Source organism: Streptomyces sp. NPDC006610 (assembly GCF_040611575.1).
Lineage (GTDB): Bacteria > Actinomycetota > Actinomycetes > Streptomycetales > Streptomycetaceae > Streptomyces.
Map to the genome: position 1 here is coordinate 12,695 of NZ_JBEXOP010000012.1, position 13,990 is coordinate 26,684.

At 72.1% G+C, this 13,990-nt stretch carries 13 protein-coding genes; 9 read left to right on the top strand and 4 right to left on the bottom strand.

Annotated features, from left to right (window positions below; genetic code table 11):
• Positions 1–295: 295 nt before the first annotated feature.
• The gene (locus ABZY13_RS12245; protein WP_356629866.1) at positions 296–940 is read right to left on the bottom strand and encodes a DNA-binding response regulator; all 645 of its coding nucleotides are present in this window, start codon (positions 938–940) and stop codon (positions 296–298) included.
• An 83-nt stretch (positions 941–1,023) separates the two neighbouring features.
• Here ABZY13_RS12245 and ABZY13_RS12250 point away from each other — a divergent pair, with 83 nt between their 5' ends.
• Positions 1,024–1,881, top strand: a complete 858-nt coding sequence (locus ABZY13_RS12250; RefSeq protein WP_356629558.1) for an oxidoreductase — start codon at positions 1,024–1,026, stop codon at positions 1,879–1,881.
• A gap of 74 nt (positions 1,882–1,955) precedes the next feature.
• Here ABZY13_RS12250 and ABZY13_RS12255 read toward each other — a convergent pair whose 3' ends face one another.
• Entirely contained in the window at positions 1,956–2,204 is a 249-nt protein-coding gene (locus tag ABZY13_RS12255; protein ID WP_356629560.1) for an SCO4226 family nickel-binding protein, read from the bottom strand.
• Positions 2,205–2,667: 463 nt separating this feature from the next.
• Positions 2,668–3,357: a phosphate signaling complex protein PhoU gene (gene phoU, locus ABZY13_RS12260; RefSeq protein WP_356629562.1), complete on the bottom strand. Its 690-nt coding sequence runs from the start codon at positions 3,355–3,357 to the stop codon at positions 2,668–2,670.
• A gap of 199 nt (positions 3,358–3,556) precedes the next feature.
• Here phoU and ABZY13_RS12265 point away from each other — a divergent pair, with 199 nt between their 5' ends.
• Complete coding sequence (locus tag ABZY13_RS12265; RefSeq protein ID WP_356629564.1) at positions 3,557–4,822, top strand: ATP-binding protein; 1,266 nt, start codon at positions 3,557–3,559, stop codon at positions 4,820–4,822.
• Positions 4,819–5,499, top strand: coding sequence for a response regulator transcription factor (locus tag ABZY13_RS12270; RefSeq protein WP_356629566.1), 681 nt, complete (start codon positions 4,819–4,821; stop codon positions 5,497–5,499). Before ABZY13_RS12265 ends, ABZY13_RS12270 begins: the two co-directional genes overlap by 4 nt.
• Positions 5,500–5,618: 119 nt before the next feature.
• Here ABZY13_RS12270 and ABZY13_RS12275 read toward each other — a convergent pair whose 3' ends face one another.
• Entirely contained in the window at positions 5,619–6,308 is a 690-nt protein-coding gene (locus tag ABZY13_RS12275; RefSeq protein ID WP_356629568.1) for a copper chaperone PCu(A)C, read from the bottom strand.
• 695 nt (positions 6,309–7,003) lie between these two features.
• Between ABZY13_RS12275 and ABZY13_RS12280 the strand changes: the two genes are divergently transcribed.
• The 6 genes from ABZY13_RS12280 to ABZY13_RS12305 all read left to right on the top strand — a co-directional run bounded on the left by ABZY13_RS12280 (position 7,004) and on the right by ABZY13_RS12305 (position 13,963).
• Entirely contained in the window at positions 7,004–7,486 is a 483-nt protein-coding gene (locus ABZY13_RS12280) for a CarD family transcriptional regulator (protein WP_003953493.1), read from the top strand.
• A 392-nt stretch (positions 7,487–7,878) separates the two neighbouring features.
• The gene (gene ispD, locus ABZY13_RS12285; protein ID WP_356629570.1) at positions 7,879–8,631 is read left to right on the top strand and encodes a 2-C-methyl-D-erythritol 4-phosphate cytidylyltransferase; all 753 of its coding nucleotides are present in this window, start codon (positions 7,879–7,881) and stop codon (positions 8,629–8,631) included.
• Entirely contained in the window at positions 8,621–9,169 is a 549-nt protein-coding gene (gene ispF / locus ABZY13_RS12290) for a 2-C-methyl-D-erythritol 2,4-cyclodiphosphate synthase (protein WP_356629572.1), read from the top strand. Before ispD ends, ispF begins: the two co-directional genes overlap by 11 nt.
• 430 nt (positions 9,170–9,599) lie before the next feature.
• Complete coding sequence (gene cysS / locus ABZY13_RS12295) at positions 9,600–11,003, top strand: cysteine--tRNA ligase (protein ID WP_356629574.1); 1,404 nt, start codon at positions 9,600–9,602, stop codon at positions 11,001–11,003.
• Positions 11,004–11,137: 134 nt separating this feature from the next.
• Positions 11,138–12,079: a 23S rRNA (guanosine(2251)-2'-O)-methyltransferase RlmB gene (gene rlmB / locus ABZY13_RS12300; RefSeq protein WP_356629576.1), complete on the top strand. Its 942-nt coding sequence runs from the start codon at positions 11,138–11,140 to the stop codon at positions 12,077–12,079.
• Between the two features lie 129 nt (positions 12,080–12,208).
• Positions 12,209–13,963 (top strand): DoxX family membrane protein, encoded by a 1,755-nt coding sequence (locus ABZY13_RS12305; protein WP_356629578.1) that lies wholly within the window; start codon positions 12,209–12,211, stop codon positions 13,961–13,963.
• The last annotated feature ends 27 nt before the right edge of the window (positions 13,964–13,990 follow it).

Genomic DNA, 13,990 nt, shown 5'->3' on the forward strand with positions numbered 1-13,990 from the left:
GTCCGAGGTCGCTCGACAGTGGCCAATGATGACCAACGACGACCACCAGGCGCACGACCCCGCCGCGTCTGAGCAGGGAAAACGCAGGTCGCCAAGATCCCCGACAACACCCAGGGCAAGAAGAAGTAACGCGTCACCGATCAGCCCCCTGCCTGCGGATTCTCCGCTGGTGGGGGGCTTACCCAGCTCGGGGCAGTCGGGTGCCCGGTCGGGCCGTGGTCGGATCAGGCTGCGTCGGTGCGACGTGTCCGGGGAAGCGGGCCGCACAGGCGGGCGGTCTCCGCCGGTCGACGTCTCAGCCGTTCAGGCCCAGTTCGCCCGCGCGCATTCCGGCCTGGAATCGTGAACCCGCGTCGAGGGCGTTGAGCAGTTCGGCGACCCGGCGCCGGTATGTTCGCAGGGACATGCCCAGCTCCCGTGCGGCTCTCTCGTCGGTGGCGCCCGATCCCAGCGCCCGAAGGACCTTGCGGCTCTCGGCATCGAGACGGGGCTGGTCGCCGTGGAGGAAGGCCGTGAGGTCGGTGGCCGTCTCCCAGGCGGCTTCGAACAGCGCGTAAACGCTGCCGACCAGGCCCGATGCGGTGGTCAGGGTGTACTCGCGGCCTTCAGGGGCATGCAAGCCGGCGAGGATGGCGAACCGGCGGTCGATGACGATCGTCTCGTGGGGGAGAGCGGTGGCGGCGATCCGTACCCGGACGCCACCGCCCATGATCTCGCGCAGGTGTTCGCGGCTGCGCTCGTCGGCCAGCACGGCTGGGCTGAAGAGCTTGCGGACGCCCCGAGTGCCGCCGCTTTCCAGCAGGTCGCGGGCGGTCTGCCGGGCTCCGGGACGGGACCAGGTGCTGAGATCGCGGGCGGCACAGATGAACTCCTCCTGGACGGAGGAGAAAAGGTGCTCGGTGCGAGCGAGGAGCTCCAGGTCACCACGGATCGTCACCATCTCTGCCACCGTGCCATTGTGCCCGACGGCAAGAAGCTGCCACGGGCTCGCAGCCCGAACACCCCGCCGCGGAAGCTGAGTTCATGAGCAATGACTTCCCACTCGGTGGTGACCTGCTGGTCAACCGGATCGGCTTCGGGGCCATGCGCCTGCCCACGGACAGTTTCCACGGCCCGGCCCGCGATCCCGCAACCGGTCGTGCCGTCCTGCGCCGCGCCGTGGAACTCGGCGTCAACCACATCGACACCGCGGCCTTCTACACCAGTGGCGACGGCACGGTGCGAGCCAACGCCCTGATCCGTGAGGCCCTTCACCCCTACCCGACCGGTCTGGTCATCGCCACCAAGGTCGGCCCGGCACGCACGCCCGACGGTGGCATGACGGAGATCACCGACCCGGCAGATCTGCGAACACTGGTCGAGGAGAACCTCGAAACCCTCGGATTGGACCGCCTCGAACTGGTCTACCTGCGCATCGGGGGCATCGAGCCGCCACCGCACGGCCAATCCGTCGCCGCACGCTTCGAGGCACTGGCGGCGATGCGCGAAGAGGGCCTGATCCGGCACCTCGGCCTGAGCAACGTCGACACCGGCCACCTGGCCGAAGCCCGAACGATCGCACCCGTCTCGGCCGTCCAGAACCACTTCCACGCGGCCAAGCGCGACGACACCGAGCTGCTGGCCGCCTGCGAGGAGGCAGGCATCGCCTACGTGCCGTTCTTCCCGCTCGGGGGCGGCCTGAGCGACCTCGCCGGCGACCGCATCGCCAAGGTCGCGGACCGGCACGGCGCCACGGTTCCCCAGATCGCCCTGGCCTGGCTGCTCGCGGCCTCACCCGTCACCCTGGCCATCCCCGGAACCGGTTCTCTCGCCCACCTGGAGGAGAACACCGCCGCCGGGTCGATCACTCTCACCGAGGAGGATCTCTCGGACCTCACCTGAGCGGGAGGAAACGGCGGCGATGGCCGGGCCGGCGGTGGGCTTCCGTTCGCCCTGAAACGGCAGGATCTCCCGCGTCACACCCTCAGCGGCACCGGATGGATCTCGTCCGCCCTGTGTCCCGCCCGTTCGTGCACCCGCTGGATCGCGTCGGCCGACGGCGCCTCCGAGAGGCAGTAGACGACGCCGGACTCCGGGTCCGCCCAGGCCTGCTTGAAGTGGACTCCTTCGTCGCCCCCGATCGCCAGGTCGGCCTGGTGGGCCTCGTGAAGCTGGGCCGCCGTGATGCCCCGCATGTTGTGGTGGACGTCCATGAACTCGGGCATGACCACGCACCTCCGCTCGACTCGGTTGTTTCCCATGCTCCGCCTGTTCGGAGGCGGGGGCGACCGGGAGGCCTGGGCTACGACGACGGCGAAGGACCCGGTGCGTCACGCGCACCGGGTCCTTCATCGCCGTACGGCCGGAAAGAACCGGAAGAACCGGAAAGAACCGGAACCGGGATGAGGCCGTCAGCCGCACTGGCACGGGCTGCCCGACTGGCACCCGCACGTGCAGCCCGAGCCGCAGCCGCACGCCGCGATCAGAGGGAGGTTCCTGATGTCGGCCGGCTGGTCGGTGTCGCGGGGCTGGGCGGGGTTCGGCGGGGTGCTCGGGGATTCGGCCATGGGACCCTCCTGGAGGCTGGTGTGCCCTGCCCATTGGAAGCCCGACCCGCCGGGCGCATCAACGGCGCATTGGGGCGAAACCGCGCCCTGCCCGGACCCCGTGAGCCGGGAGCCCGCGCGATCAGGCCCCCTCCACCCCGGTCGACGGCTCGATGTCCGGCTGGAAGTCGTCCGCGTGCTCGCCCGTGACCAGGAAGACCACGCGCTTGGCGACGGCCACCGCGTGGTCGGCGAAGCGCTCGTAGTAGCGGCCGAGCAGGGTGACGTCCACCGCGGTCTCGATGCCGTGCTTCCAGCGCTCGTCGATGAGGTGCTGGAACAGCGTGCGGTGGAGCAGGTCCATCGCGTCGTCGTCGGTCTCCAGCTGGAGCGCCAGGTCGATGTCCTTGGTGACGATGACCTCGGCGGTCTTGGCCATCAGACGCTGCGCGAGCTGGCCCATCTCCAGAATGGTGGCGTGCAGGTCGTGGGGGACCGCGCGCTCCGGGAAGCGCAGCCGGGCGAGCTTCGCCACGTGCTGCGCGAGGTCGCCGGATCGCTCCAGGTCGGCGCTCATGCGCAGGGAGGTGACCACGATCCGCAGGTCGGTGGCGACCGGCTGCTGCCGGGCCAGCAGGGCTATGGCGCGGGCCTCCAGGTTGTGCTGGAGGTCGTCCACCTTCTTGTCGGCCTCGATGACGCTTTCGGCCAGCTTCAGATCGGCGTCGAGCATGGCCGTCGTGGCGCGTCCGATCGCCGACCCGACCAGGCGGGCCATCTCGACGAGGTCGTCGCCGATCGAGTCCAGTTCCTCGTGGTACGCGTCCCGCATCAGGTTCCCTCTCGTGCGTGCTTTCGGGGTTCAGACTGGCGCTGCGAACCCCACGCTCCCACGTTCGGGCTTGAACGCGTCGGAATCCGCCACCCCAAATGAACCATCACTGGCTCCAAGGTGAACTCTGGGCGACGAGTGTTCGAGCTGCTCCTCGTACGGCTGTGGGCAACGGGTACCCCATGCCTAACCTGGAGGCATGGACGTGAACGCGGCGGTCGCCGCAGCGGCAGCGATCGCCGGTGTGCTCACCGGTGTGATCGCCATGCTGGCGTTCCGCTGGAGCGAGCGCGACCTGAAACGACCCACCCGTACCTCCCTGCACACCGATCCGGTGCTGCCGCCGGGCGTGGACACCGTGCTGTCGGTGCTGCGCTCCTCGGCGGTCGTCCTCGACGAGGCCGACGCCGTCGTCAAGGCCAGCTCGGCGGCGTACGCCCTCGGTCTGGTGCGCGGCGGCCGGCTGGCCGTCGACCCGATGCTCCAGATGGCCCGCGACACCCGGCGCGACGGCGAGATACGCCAGGTCGAGCTGGACCTGCCCCGGCGCGGCAGCGGCCGCGGCGAGGCCCTCGCCGTCTCCGCCCGCGTCGCCCCGCTCGGCTCGCGCCTGGTGCTCCTCCTGGTCGAGGACCTCACCGAGGCCCGCCGGATAGAAGCGGTGCGGCGCGATTTCGTCGCCAACGTCAGCCATGAGCTGAAGACCCCGGTCGGCGCGCTCTCCCTGCTGTCCGAGGCCGTGATGGACGCCTCCGACGACCCCGAGGCCGTCCAGCGCTTCGCCGGGCGGATGCAGATCGAGGCGACCCGGCTGACCAACCTGGTGCAGGAGCTGATCGACCTCTCCCGGGTCCAGAACGACGACCCGCTGGAGGACGCCGAGCCGGTCCGGGTGGACGAACTGGTCGCCGAGGCCATCGACCGGTGCCGGCACGCGGCCTCCACCAAGCAGATCACGATGGCCGCGGGCGGCACCGCCGACCTGCACGTGTTCGGCAACCGCAGCCAGCTGGCCGCGGCGCTGGGCAACCTCGTGGAGAACGCCGTCAACTACTCGCCGGCCCGCACCCGCGTCGGCATCGCCGCCCGCCGGGTCTCCGGCGCCGGCGGCGACGTCATCGAGGTCGCCGTGACCGACCAGGGCATCGGCATCTCCGACAAGGACAAGGAGCGCATCTTCGAGCGCTTCTACCGAGTCGACCCGGCCCGCTCCCGCGCCACCGGCGGTACGGGGCTGGGCCTGGCGATCGTCAAGCACGTGGCCGCCTCGCACGGCGGGGAGGTCACGGTGTGGAGTTCAGAGGGACAGGGCTCCACCTTCACTCTGCGGCTGCCGGAGGCGGGCGCCGCCCGTGACCGGCAGCGTCGGCGATCCGGCCTCGGCAACGAGGACGGACAGTCCGCGGACGCGTCCCCCGACACACCCCCGTACAGCTCACTTCCCGCCCCGGAGGTCCTTCCGTGACCCGAGTGCTCGTCGTCGAGGACGAGGAGTCCTTCTCCGACGCCCTGTCGTACATGCTCCGCAAGGAGGGCTTCGAGGTCGCGGTCGCGACCACCGGGCCCGACGGCCTCGATGAGTTCGAGCGCAATGGAGCCGACCTCGTCCTTCTCGACCTGATGCTGCCCGGGCTCCCGGGCACGGAGGTCTGCCGCCAGCTGCGCGGCCGCTCCAACGTGCCGGTGATCATGGTCACCGCCAAGGACAGCGAGATCGACAAGGTCGTCGGTCTCGAAATAGGAGCCGACGACTACGTCACCAAGCCCTTCTCCTCCCGAGAACTGGTCGCCCGCATCCGGGCCGTCCTGCGCCGCCGCGGCGAGCCGGAGGAGGTGACCCCGGCGGCGCTGGAGGCCGGCCCGGTCCGCATGGACGTCGACCGTCACGTGGTCACCGTCGGCGGCTCCAAGGTCGACCTGCCGCTCAAGGAGTTCGACCTGCTGGAGATGCTGCTGCGCAACGCGGGCCGTGTGCTGACGCGTATGCAGCTCATCGACCGCGTCTGGGGCGCCGACTACGTCGGTGACACCAAGACGCTGGACGTCCACGTCAAGCGCCTGCGCGCCAAGATCGAGCCGGACCCGGGCGCCCCGCGCTACCTGGTGACCGTGCGCGGTCTCGGCTACAAGTTCGAGCCGTAAACCGGCCGGAGCGGTTCGCCGCTCAGTGACAGAGCACCAACGCGAAGGGCGGGCCTCCCTGGGGAGGCCCGCCCTTCGCGTGCGCTGCTGTGTACGGCCGACCGGTGTACGACGGCCGCTCAGTGGCCCGCGGACTCCTCCGCGGCCGACTCCGTCGCCGACGCGGACGCGGCGTCGGTGGGCGTGCCGCTCCCGGTCGCGGACGGCGAGGCGCTCTCCTCGCCGGCGTGCTCCTCGCCCGTGCCCTCTTCGCCCGTCGCCCCGTCGGAGGGGGACGCGGAGGCCGACGGCGTCGCCGGGACATCGGACGGGCCCCACGAGGCGTAGTAGCCCTCGCCCGGGACGATGAAGGCCTCCAGGGTGACGTCGCCGGTCTGGCTGAAGGAGAAGGTGACCTTGTGGGCGTCGCCGTCGGTCAGCGACTCGCCGTCGGCGATCACGGCCGAGGCGTTGTCCTTGCCGCCGATGACGATCGAGCCGCCCGCCGGGACCGTGACCTGGCCGCCGCCCTTGGCCGTGGACAGCTCGACGGAGCCCGAGCCGTCCACGGTGATGGACTCCAGCGTCTCGGCCTTGTCGCCGGAGTTGAAGACGGTGGCGGAGACGGTGGCCGGGCCGGCCGCCTCCGGGTCGGGCTGCGTGATGAGGATGGCGTTCTGGATCTTGATGTCGCCGGCCCCGCCCGCCGCGTGATCCGGCTGGATCACCAGCGACTGGGCGTCGTTGCCGGCGCCGCAGGCGGCGAGCGAGGCGATCGAGAACGCGATGGCGGAGGCGGCGAGGGCGCCGCGTCGAAGGCTGCTGCTCACGGCGGCGGCAACTCCTTGAACGCAGTGGGCGGCTCTCTTGTAAAGCCGCCCTCAGTGGCTGTCAGCGGGCTTCAGGTTACCGAGCCGTCCGCCCGGCGCCGCACCCGGCCCTCCCCCGGCGCGCCCCGCCACTCGGGCGCGCCCCGGCCCGTCACCGGGTGTGCCCCGCCGCTGCTCCCGGCCTGCCTCCGGCCCGGCTTCTCGCCGGCCCCCGCCGCGTCCGGTCCCCACGACCGCATTCGGATAAGCAGTTGCAGACAATCCCACCGGCGGCGCGCGAATTTTCCGTGAAGGAATGCACGGCCGTCGTTGAATTGATCACCGGGTGAACCGGCGTCCGTGATCAGCCGGTGATCGGGCGCGAGAGGAGCGCCGGCGACAGCGTGTGATCAATTCCTGAATCGTCTCGGATCCGTCGCCGGGCGGCCGAACGGAGTAGCGGAAGTCGCACTCATGGAACCGGACATTTGCGGACGTTCGGCCGGTTGGCGGCGGTGTCGGAGGTGGGCGACGTGGACGTTTCGCCCGCCCCGCGCAGCCGCTCCGACCTGCGAATACCTTGTTCCGGGGGTCCGGCGAAGCACGTCCCTGTCGCTGTTGTCAAGCCCCGAGATATGCTCTGACCTGCGAAAACGCCATTCAGAAGACGCCGTATCCGTGTTACTCTGGATAGCCACGGAAGGGGTACCTGTCACATGACGTTCAAGGTTGGCGACACCGTGGTCTATCCCCATCACGGGGCCGCGCTGATCGAGGCCATCGAAACTCGCCAGATCAAAGGCGTGGACAAGACCTACTTGGTGTTGAAGGTCGCCCAGGGTGACCTCACGGTGCGTGTGCCGGCGGACAATGCGGAGTTCGTGGGCGTGCGTGACGTGGTCGGTCAGGACGGGCTGGACCGGGTCTTCGAGGTGCTGCGCGCGCCGTACGCCGAGGAGCCCACGAACTGGTCCCGTCGCTACAAGGCAAACCTGGAGAAGCTCGCCTCCGGCGATGTCATCAAGGTCGCGGAAGTCGTGCGTGACCTGTGGCGTCGTGAGCGCGAGCGCGGACTCTCCGCCGGTGAGAAGCGCATGCTCGCCAAGGCCCGCCAGATCCTGGTGAGCGAGCTCGCGCTCGCGGAGAACACGAACGAGGACAAGGCCGAGGCCCTGCTCGACGAGGTGCTCGCCTCCTGACGCGGGCAGCGTGCCCCGTACATCGGCTTCGTCGGCCGGTGTTCATCGGCCGACGCCACTCACTGAAGCCGACGCACTGAAATGCCGCGGTGCCCGATGACGCAGAGCTCCCGCATCTGCCGTCGCCGGGCGCTGCGGCATGTCCGCGCCCATGACGCATCGCGCGCATGCCGAGACCTGCGCGCGCGTGGAGCCTCGTAGAGCCGCGGAGCCTCGGAGAGGCCGTCGGCTCTTCGAAGCCGTACGCCGAAGAGGAGTCCCCCCGGTACTGTGCCTGCGGGCCCGGGCGACCGGCTCGACCAGGGGTCACGGAAGGGTCCGGTCAAGAGGTCGCGCGGGGTACGCCCAGGCCATACCCACGTAGGCCGAGCACACAAACCTGACGGGAACCGATGTCTGACGATTCGCGCCCTGCACCCGCGCCCCCGCGCGTAGCCGCCGTGATTCCGGCCGCCGGCCGGGGCGTACGGCTTGGTCCGGGCGCTCCCAAAGCGCTGCGCGCGCTGGGCGGCACGCCCATGCTCATCCACGCGGTCCGCGCCCTGGCCGCGTCCCGTGCCGTCTCCCTCGTGGTCGTCGTCGCCCCGCCCGACGGCGCCGGCGAGGTCAAGTCACTGCTCGACGCCCACGCCCTGCCGGAGCGCACCGACTTCCTGGTCGTGCCCGGCGGGGAGTCCCGGCAGGAGAGCGTGAGACTGGGCCTGGACGCGCTGCCGCCCGGGTACGACATCGTGCTGGTGCACGACGCCGCGCGCCCCTTGGTGCCGGTGGACACGGTGGACGCCGTGATCGACGCCGTACGCGACGGCGCACCGGCCGTGGTGCCGGCGCTGCCACTCGCGGACACCGTCAAGGAGGTCGATCCGGCCGCGGCGCCCGGCGAGCCGGAGCCCGTGGTCGCCACCCCGGAGCGGGCGCGGCTGCGCGCGGTGCAGACCCCGCAGGGCTTCGACCGCGCGACGCTGATGCGCGCCCACGAGACGGTCACCGGTGATGTCACCGACGACGCGAGCATGGTGGAGCGGCTCGGCCTGCGGGTCGTGGTCGTCCCCGGCCACGAGGAGGCCTTCAAGGTCACCCGCCCGCTGGACCTGGTGCTGGCGGAGGCGGTCCTGGCCCGCCGGAGGCTCAACGATGGCTTCTGAGCAGGAGTTCGGGCACGAGTCCGGGCAGGTTCTCGTGCTGCCCCAGGTCGGCGTCGGCACCGACATCCACGCCTTCGAGGAGGGCCGGGAGCTGTGGTGCGCCGGCCTGAAGTGGGAGGGCGAGGGGCCGGGACTGGCCGGTCACTCCGACGCGGACGTCGTCGCGCACGCCGCGTGCAACGCGCTGTTCTCCGCCGCCGGGCTCGGCGACCTGGGGCAGCACTTCGGCACCGGGCGGCCCGAGTGGTCCGGCGCGTCGGGCGTGACGCTGCTGACGGAGGCGGCCCGGATCGTCCGCGCGGCGGGCTTCCGGATCGGGAACGTCGCCGTGCAGGTGATCGGACCACGGCCGAAGATCGGCAAGCGCCGGGACGAGGCCCAGAAGATCCTCTCCGAGGCGGCCGGCGCGCCGGTGTCGGTGTCCGGCGCGACCACGGACGGCCTCGGCTTCCCCGGCAGGGACGAGGGCCTGATGGCGGTGGCGACGGCCCTGGTGGTGCGCGTGCCGTCCGCGACCGGCAACGCGACCGCTCGATGACGCCCGTTCACCGCTGACGCGGGCCGACCGCCGACGGCGGTACCGCGGTGGACGTGGTACCGCGGTCGACGGCGGCCTGCGGCCGACTGCTGACACGCCACCGCTGCCGGCGGCACCGACGGCATCACCGCGACCGGCCGCGGCCTGCGACCGACCACGGATGGCCGTTGCCCGCCGCCGACGACCGACGACCGACGACCGACGGCTGCCGAGGCCCCCGGCCCGGCAGCCTGCGCGTGCCGGGCCTGCGCGTGCCGGGCCTGCGCGTGCCGGGCCTGCGCGTGCCGGGCCTGCGCGTGCCGGGTCTGCGCGTGCCGGGTCTGCGCGTGCCGGGTCCCGGTCGCCCGCCGCCCTCCGGCAACGTCACGAATGAGTGGCCGGACGCCGCGTGCGGCCACTGGCACTCGTCGCGGACCACTACCCTGGAGGCGTGACTATTCGCCTGTACGACACCAGCGCCCGGCAGATCCGTGACTTCGCCCCGCTCACGCCGGGCCGCGTCTCGATCTACCTGTGTGGTGCCACCGTGCAGGCGGCCCCGCACATCGGGCACATCCGCTCGGGCCTGAACTTCGACATCATGCGCCGCTGGTTCGCGTACCGCGGCTACGAGGTCACGTTCATCCGGAACGTCACCGACATCGACGACAAGATCATCCGCAAGTCGGCCGAACAGGACCGCCCCTGGTGGTCCATCGGCTACGAGAACGAGCGCGCGTTCAACGACGGTTACCACGCGCTGGGCTGCCTCCCGCCGACGTACGAGCCGCGCGCCACCGGGCACGTCACCGAGATGGTCGAGATGATGCGGACGCTCATCGAGCGCGGCCACGCCTACGAGGCCGACGGCAACGTCTACTTCGACGTGCGCTCCCTGCCGGACTACCTCTCGCTGTCCCGGCAGGACCTCGACGAGCTGCGCCAGCCGTCCGGGGAGGGCGAGACCGGCAAGCGGGACCCGCGCGACTTCGCGATGTGGAAGGCGGCCAAGCCCGGCGAGCCGGACTGGGAGACGCCGTGGGGACGGGGCCGTCCGGGCTGGCACCTGGAGTGCTCCGCCATGGCGCACAAGTACCTCGGCTCCGTCTTCGACATCCACGGCGGCGGCATCGACCTGATCTTCCCGCACCACGAGAACGAGATCGCCCAGGCCCGCGCCTACGGCGACGAGTTCGCGCGGTACTGGGTGCACAACGCCTGGGTCACCATGAGCGGCGAGAAGATGTCGAAGTCGCTCGGCAACTCGGTGCTCGTCTCCGAGATGGTCAGGGCCTGGCGCCCGATCGTGCTGCGCTACTACCTCGGCACCCCGCACTACCGCTCGACCATCGAGTACAGCGAGGAGGCCCTGCGCGAGGCCGAGTCCGCGTTCGCGCGGATCGAGGGATTCGTGCAGCGCGTGGTGGAGCTGGCCGGTGGTCCCGTCGAGGCCGCCGTCGAGGTGCCGCCCGCCTTCGCCGAGGCGATGGACGACGACCTGGGCGTGCCGCAGGCGCTCGCCGTCGTCCACAACACCGTCCGGCAGGGCAACAGCGCCCTGGCCGCCGACGACAAGGAGGCCGCCGTCGCGCGGCTCGCCGAGGTCCGCGCCATGCTGGGCGTCCTCGGGCTGGACCCGCTGGACGCGCACTGGGCCGGTGACGGCACCGGCCGCGGCGAGGAACTGCACGGCGTCGTGGACAGCCTCGTCCGGCTGGTCCTGGACCAGCGCGAGGCCGCGCGGGCCCGCAAGGACTGGGCCACCGCCGACGCCATCCGCGACCGGCTGAACCAGTCCGGCCTCGCCATCGAGGACAGCCCGCAGGGCCCGCGCTGGAGCCTCGGCGGGCGCTGACCCGGCCGCCGCGGACGTACGCCGTACACGCACAAGCACACGCACAAGCACACGCACACACAAGAGATCGCGCGGATCCAACGGATCGCAGGGATCGCACGGATCGCAAGAGATACAGAGACAGCAGGTAGATCATGGCCGCGAACAACCGTCGCATGTCCGGCAAGAAGGGCGCGCAGGTCGGCAGTGGCGGCCAGCGGCGCCGGGGGCTGGAGGGCAAGGGTCCGACGCCCCCCGCCGAGATGCGCAAGGGGCACGCCAAGCAGCGCGCCGCCGCAGCGAAGGCCCGGCGGGCGCAGGGGCGTTCGCAGGCGCGCCGTGGGGGCGGGCGCTCCGCGTCGGAGCTGGTCGTCGGGCGCAACCCGGTCGTCGAGGCGCTGCGCGGCGGGGTCCCCGCCTCCACGCTGTACGTCCAGCAGTTCATCGACAGCGACGAGCGGGTGCGCGAGGCGCTCCAGCTCGCGGCCGAGCGCGGCGGCATCAACCTCATGGAGGCGCCGCGCCCCGAGCTGGACCGGATGACCAACGGCCTGAACCACCAGGGCCTGGTCCTCCAGGTCCCGCCGTACGAGTACGCGCACCCCGAGGACCTGGTCGCCGCCGCCCACGACGACGGCGAGGACCCGCTGGTCGTCGCCCTCGACGGGGTGACCGACCCGCGCAACCTCGGCGCGGTCGTGCGGTCCGTCTCCGCCTTCGGCGGGCACGGCGTCGTCGTCCCCGAGCGGCGCGCCGCCGGTATGACCGCCGGCGCCTGGAAGACCTCCGCCGGCACGGCCGCCCGAACGCCCGTCGCCCGCGCCACCAATCTGACGCGGGCGCTGGAGGCGTACAAGAAGGCCGGGATCGCGGTCGTCGGACTGGCCGCGGACGGCGACGTCGAACTGCACGACCTGGAGGCGCTGGCCGGGCCGGTCGCGATCGTCGTCGGCAGCGAGGGCAAGGGGCTGTCCCGACTGGTCGGGGAGACCTGCGACTTCCTGGTGCGCATCCCGATGCCGGGCGGCGCCGAGTCGCTCAACGCCGGTGTGGCGGCGGGCATCGTGCTGTACGAGGCGGCGCGCCGACGGGCGTGACGCCTGTCTGAACGCGCGTTCGGCACTGTCACCCACTCGGGCCATTCCGGGTGGTCCGGCCAAGCTTGACGCGGTCCGGACAGTTCCGGCGCGTCAAGACAGTGTCCTAACTCCACGTCACTCTGTTAGATGAGTGTGGACACCAGAACACCCCGCACACCCACGGGGGACCGCTCGTCCGGCTTCGACGACGCTCCCGCGCTGAGCATGGTGAAGGTGCCGAGCGATCCGGCGCAGGTCATCGTCAACCATGCGAGTTTTCGCGTGCAGTTGGGCGCGTCCTCGCGGCGCGCCCAGTCGCCGCGGGTCGCACGGCACCTGAGCGCCGGGCCGGACCCCGGCCGCATCCCGGCCCCCGTCGGCGCCCGCCGCAGGCCCGTCGTCTGGAGCGGCCGGTCCGCCCCCGACGACACGGGCGCGCACCGGCTGCTCCAGGCCGTGCGCGGTGCGGGCGTGCGCCACCCGGAGGAGCTGTCCGCCGGCTCCGGCGCCACCCGGGTCATCCCGCGCGTCGGCGTGGGAGCGGGCGGCGGGTACGGCGGCCACGGCGGGTCCCACGTCCGCCCGCACGACCTGGGCCGCGACCCCGACCTCGAACAGACCGTCGAGACGCCCGTCGTCGGCTCGCCGCGCCCGCCCGGCGACGGCTCCCGGCTGCTGCCCCCCATGCGCAGGGTCGAGAGCGCCTACGACGAGCAGGCCTACGACGAGACCCACCGCGGCCCGGCCCACGGCGAGCAGGCCTACGACGACGGGTACGACGACGAGTACGACGACCGCCACGACGGCGACCCCCGCCGCGGCGAGGCCCGTCCCCGCGGTCGCCGGCACGCCGACGACCCGGCCCGGCACGCCTATTTCCCCGGCCGCCGGATGAACCTCGGCGTCGTCCTCCTCCCGCTGCGCGTCTTCCTCGGCTGCATCTCCATCTACGCCGGCATGGGCAAGCTCTGCGACCCCGTCTACTTCGACGGCGGCGCACGCGGCTCCATGGTCAAGTGGCTCAACACCCTGCACCCGTGGGAGATCGCCGAGCCGCTGCGTCAGTTCGCGCTCCAGCACCCGGTCGGCGCCGGGCTGGTGATCGCCTTCGCCCAGGTGATCGTGGGCGTGCTGACGGTGCTGGGCTGCTGGCAGCGGGTGGCCGCGGTGGGCGGGGCGCTGCTGTCGGCGGCGCTGCTGGTCACCGTCAGCTGGAAGAGCGTCCCGGCCTACGACGCGCCGGACATCATCTACCTCGCCGCGTGGTCACCGCTGATCATCGCCGGCGCGCCCGTGTACTCCGTCGACGGCCGACTCGCGGGGCTGGCGTGGCGGCGGCTCGGGCCGCGCTCGGACATCTGGGAGCTGCGCCGCTTCGTGCTGCGCCGCGGGGCCCTGATCACCGCGGTGGTCGCGGGGCTGACCCTGCTGGTCGGCTCGCTGCTCGGCGGGGCCGTCCGCGATGCCGACCGGGTGGTGGTCCCCAAGCCCGGGGAGGCGCCGCGCAACCAGCTGCCGGGCTCGCCGCTGCCCCGCAAGCCCGCCGAGCGCAAGGAGGAGAGCGGTACGCCGTCCGCGTCCGTCTCCTCGCCGGCCGAGGATGCCACGTCGGCGGCGCCCACCGCGGGCACGGAGGCCACTCCGGGGGCCACCAGCGACACCGGCGCGCTCACGGGCGGTGCGCCCAGCCGGACGCAGGGCAGCGCGGGCCAGGCCCCGCCGCAGCAGTCCTCGCCGGTCCAGCAGGCCCCGACGACCAGTACGGGTCCGACGTCCAGCGGCGGTGGCACGACGGGCGGCGGCAGTACGGGAACGCCGGGCGGCACCGGCACGGGCGACTCGGCCGGCGGCGGCACGACGTCGCCGGACCAGCCGGGGCTGGTGGGCGGCCTGCTCGGCTGAGGTCCCGGGCAGGAGCACGAAAAAGGG

Excerpts from the sequence above, each read along its gene's own strand:
- ABZY13_RS12245 (WP_356629866.1), bottom strand. The coding sequence starts at position 940 with ATGGTGACGATCCGTGGTGACCTGGAGCTCCTCGCTCGCACCGAGCAC.
- ABZY13_RS12250 (WP_356629558.1), top strand. The coding sequence starts at position 1,024 with ATGAGCAATGACTTCCCACTCGGTGGTGACCTGCTGGTCAACCGGATC.
- ABZY13_RS12255 (WP_356629560.1), bottom strand. The coding sequence starts at position 2,204 with ATGCCCGAGTTCATGGACGTCCACCACAACATGCGGGGCATCACGGCG.
- phoU (WP_356629562.1), bottom strand. The coding sequence starts at position 3,357 with ATGCGGGACGCGTACCACGAGGAACTGGACTCGATCGGCGACGACCTC.
- ABZY13_RS12265 (WP_356629564.1), top strand. The coding sequence starts at position 3,557 with ATGGACGTGAACGCGGCGGTCGCCGCAGCGGCAGCGATCGCCGGTGTG.
- ABZY13_RS12280 (WP_003953493.1), top strand. The coding sequence starts at position 7,004 with ATGACGTTCAAGGTTGGCGACACCGTGGTCTATCCCCATCACGGGGCC.
- ispD (WP_356629570.1), top strand. The coding sequence starts at position 7,879 with ATGTCTGACGATTCGCGCCCTGCACCCGCGCCCCCGCGCGTAGCCGCC.
- ispF (WP_356629572.1), top strand. The coding sequence starts at position 8,621 with ATGGCTTCTGAGCAGGAGTTCGGGCACGAGTCCGGGCAGGTTCTCGTG.
- rlmB (WP_356629576.1), top strand. The coding sequence starts at position 11,138 with ATGGCCGCGAACAACCGTCGCATGTCCGGCAAGAAGGGCGCGCAGGTC.
- ABZY13_RS12305 (WP_356629578.1), top strand. The coding sequence starts at position 12,209 with ATGAGTGTGGACACCAGAACACCCCGCACACCCACGGGGGACCGCTCG.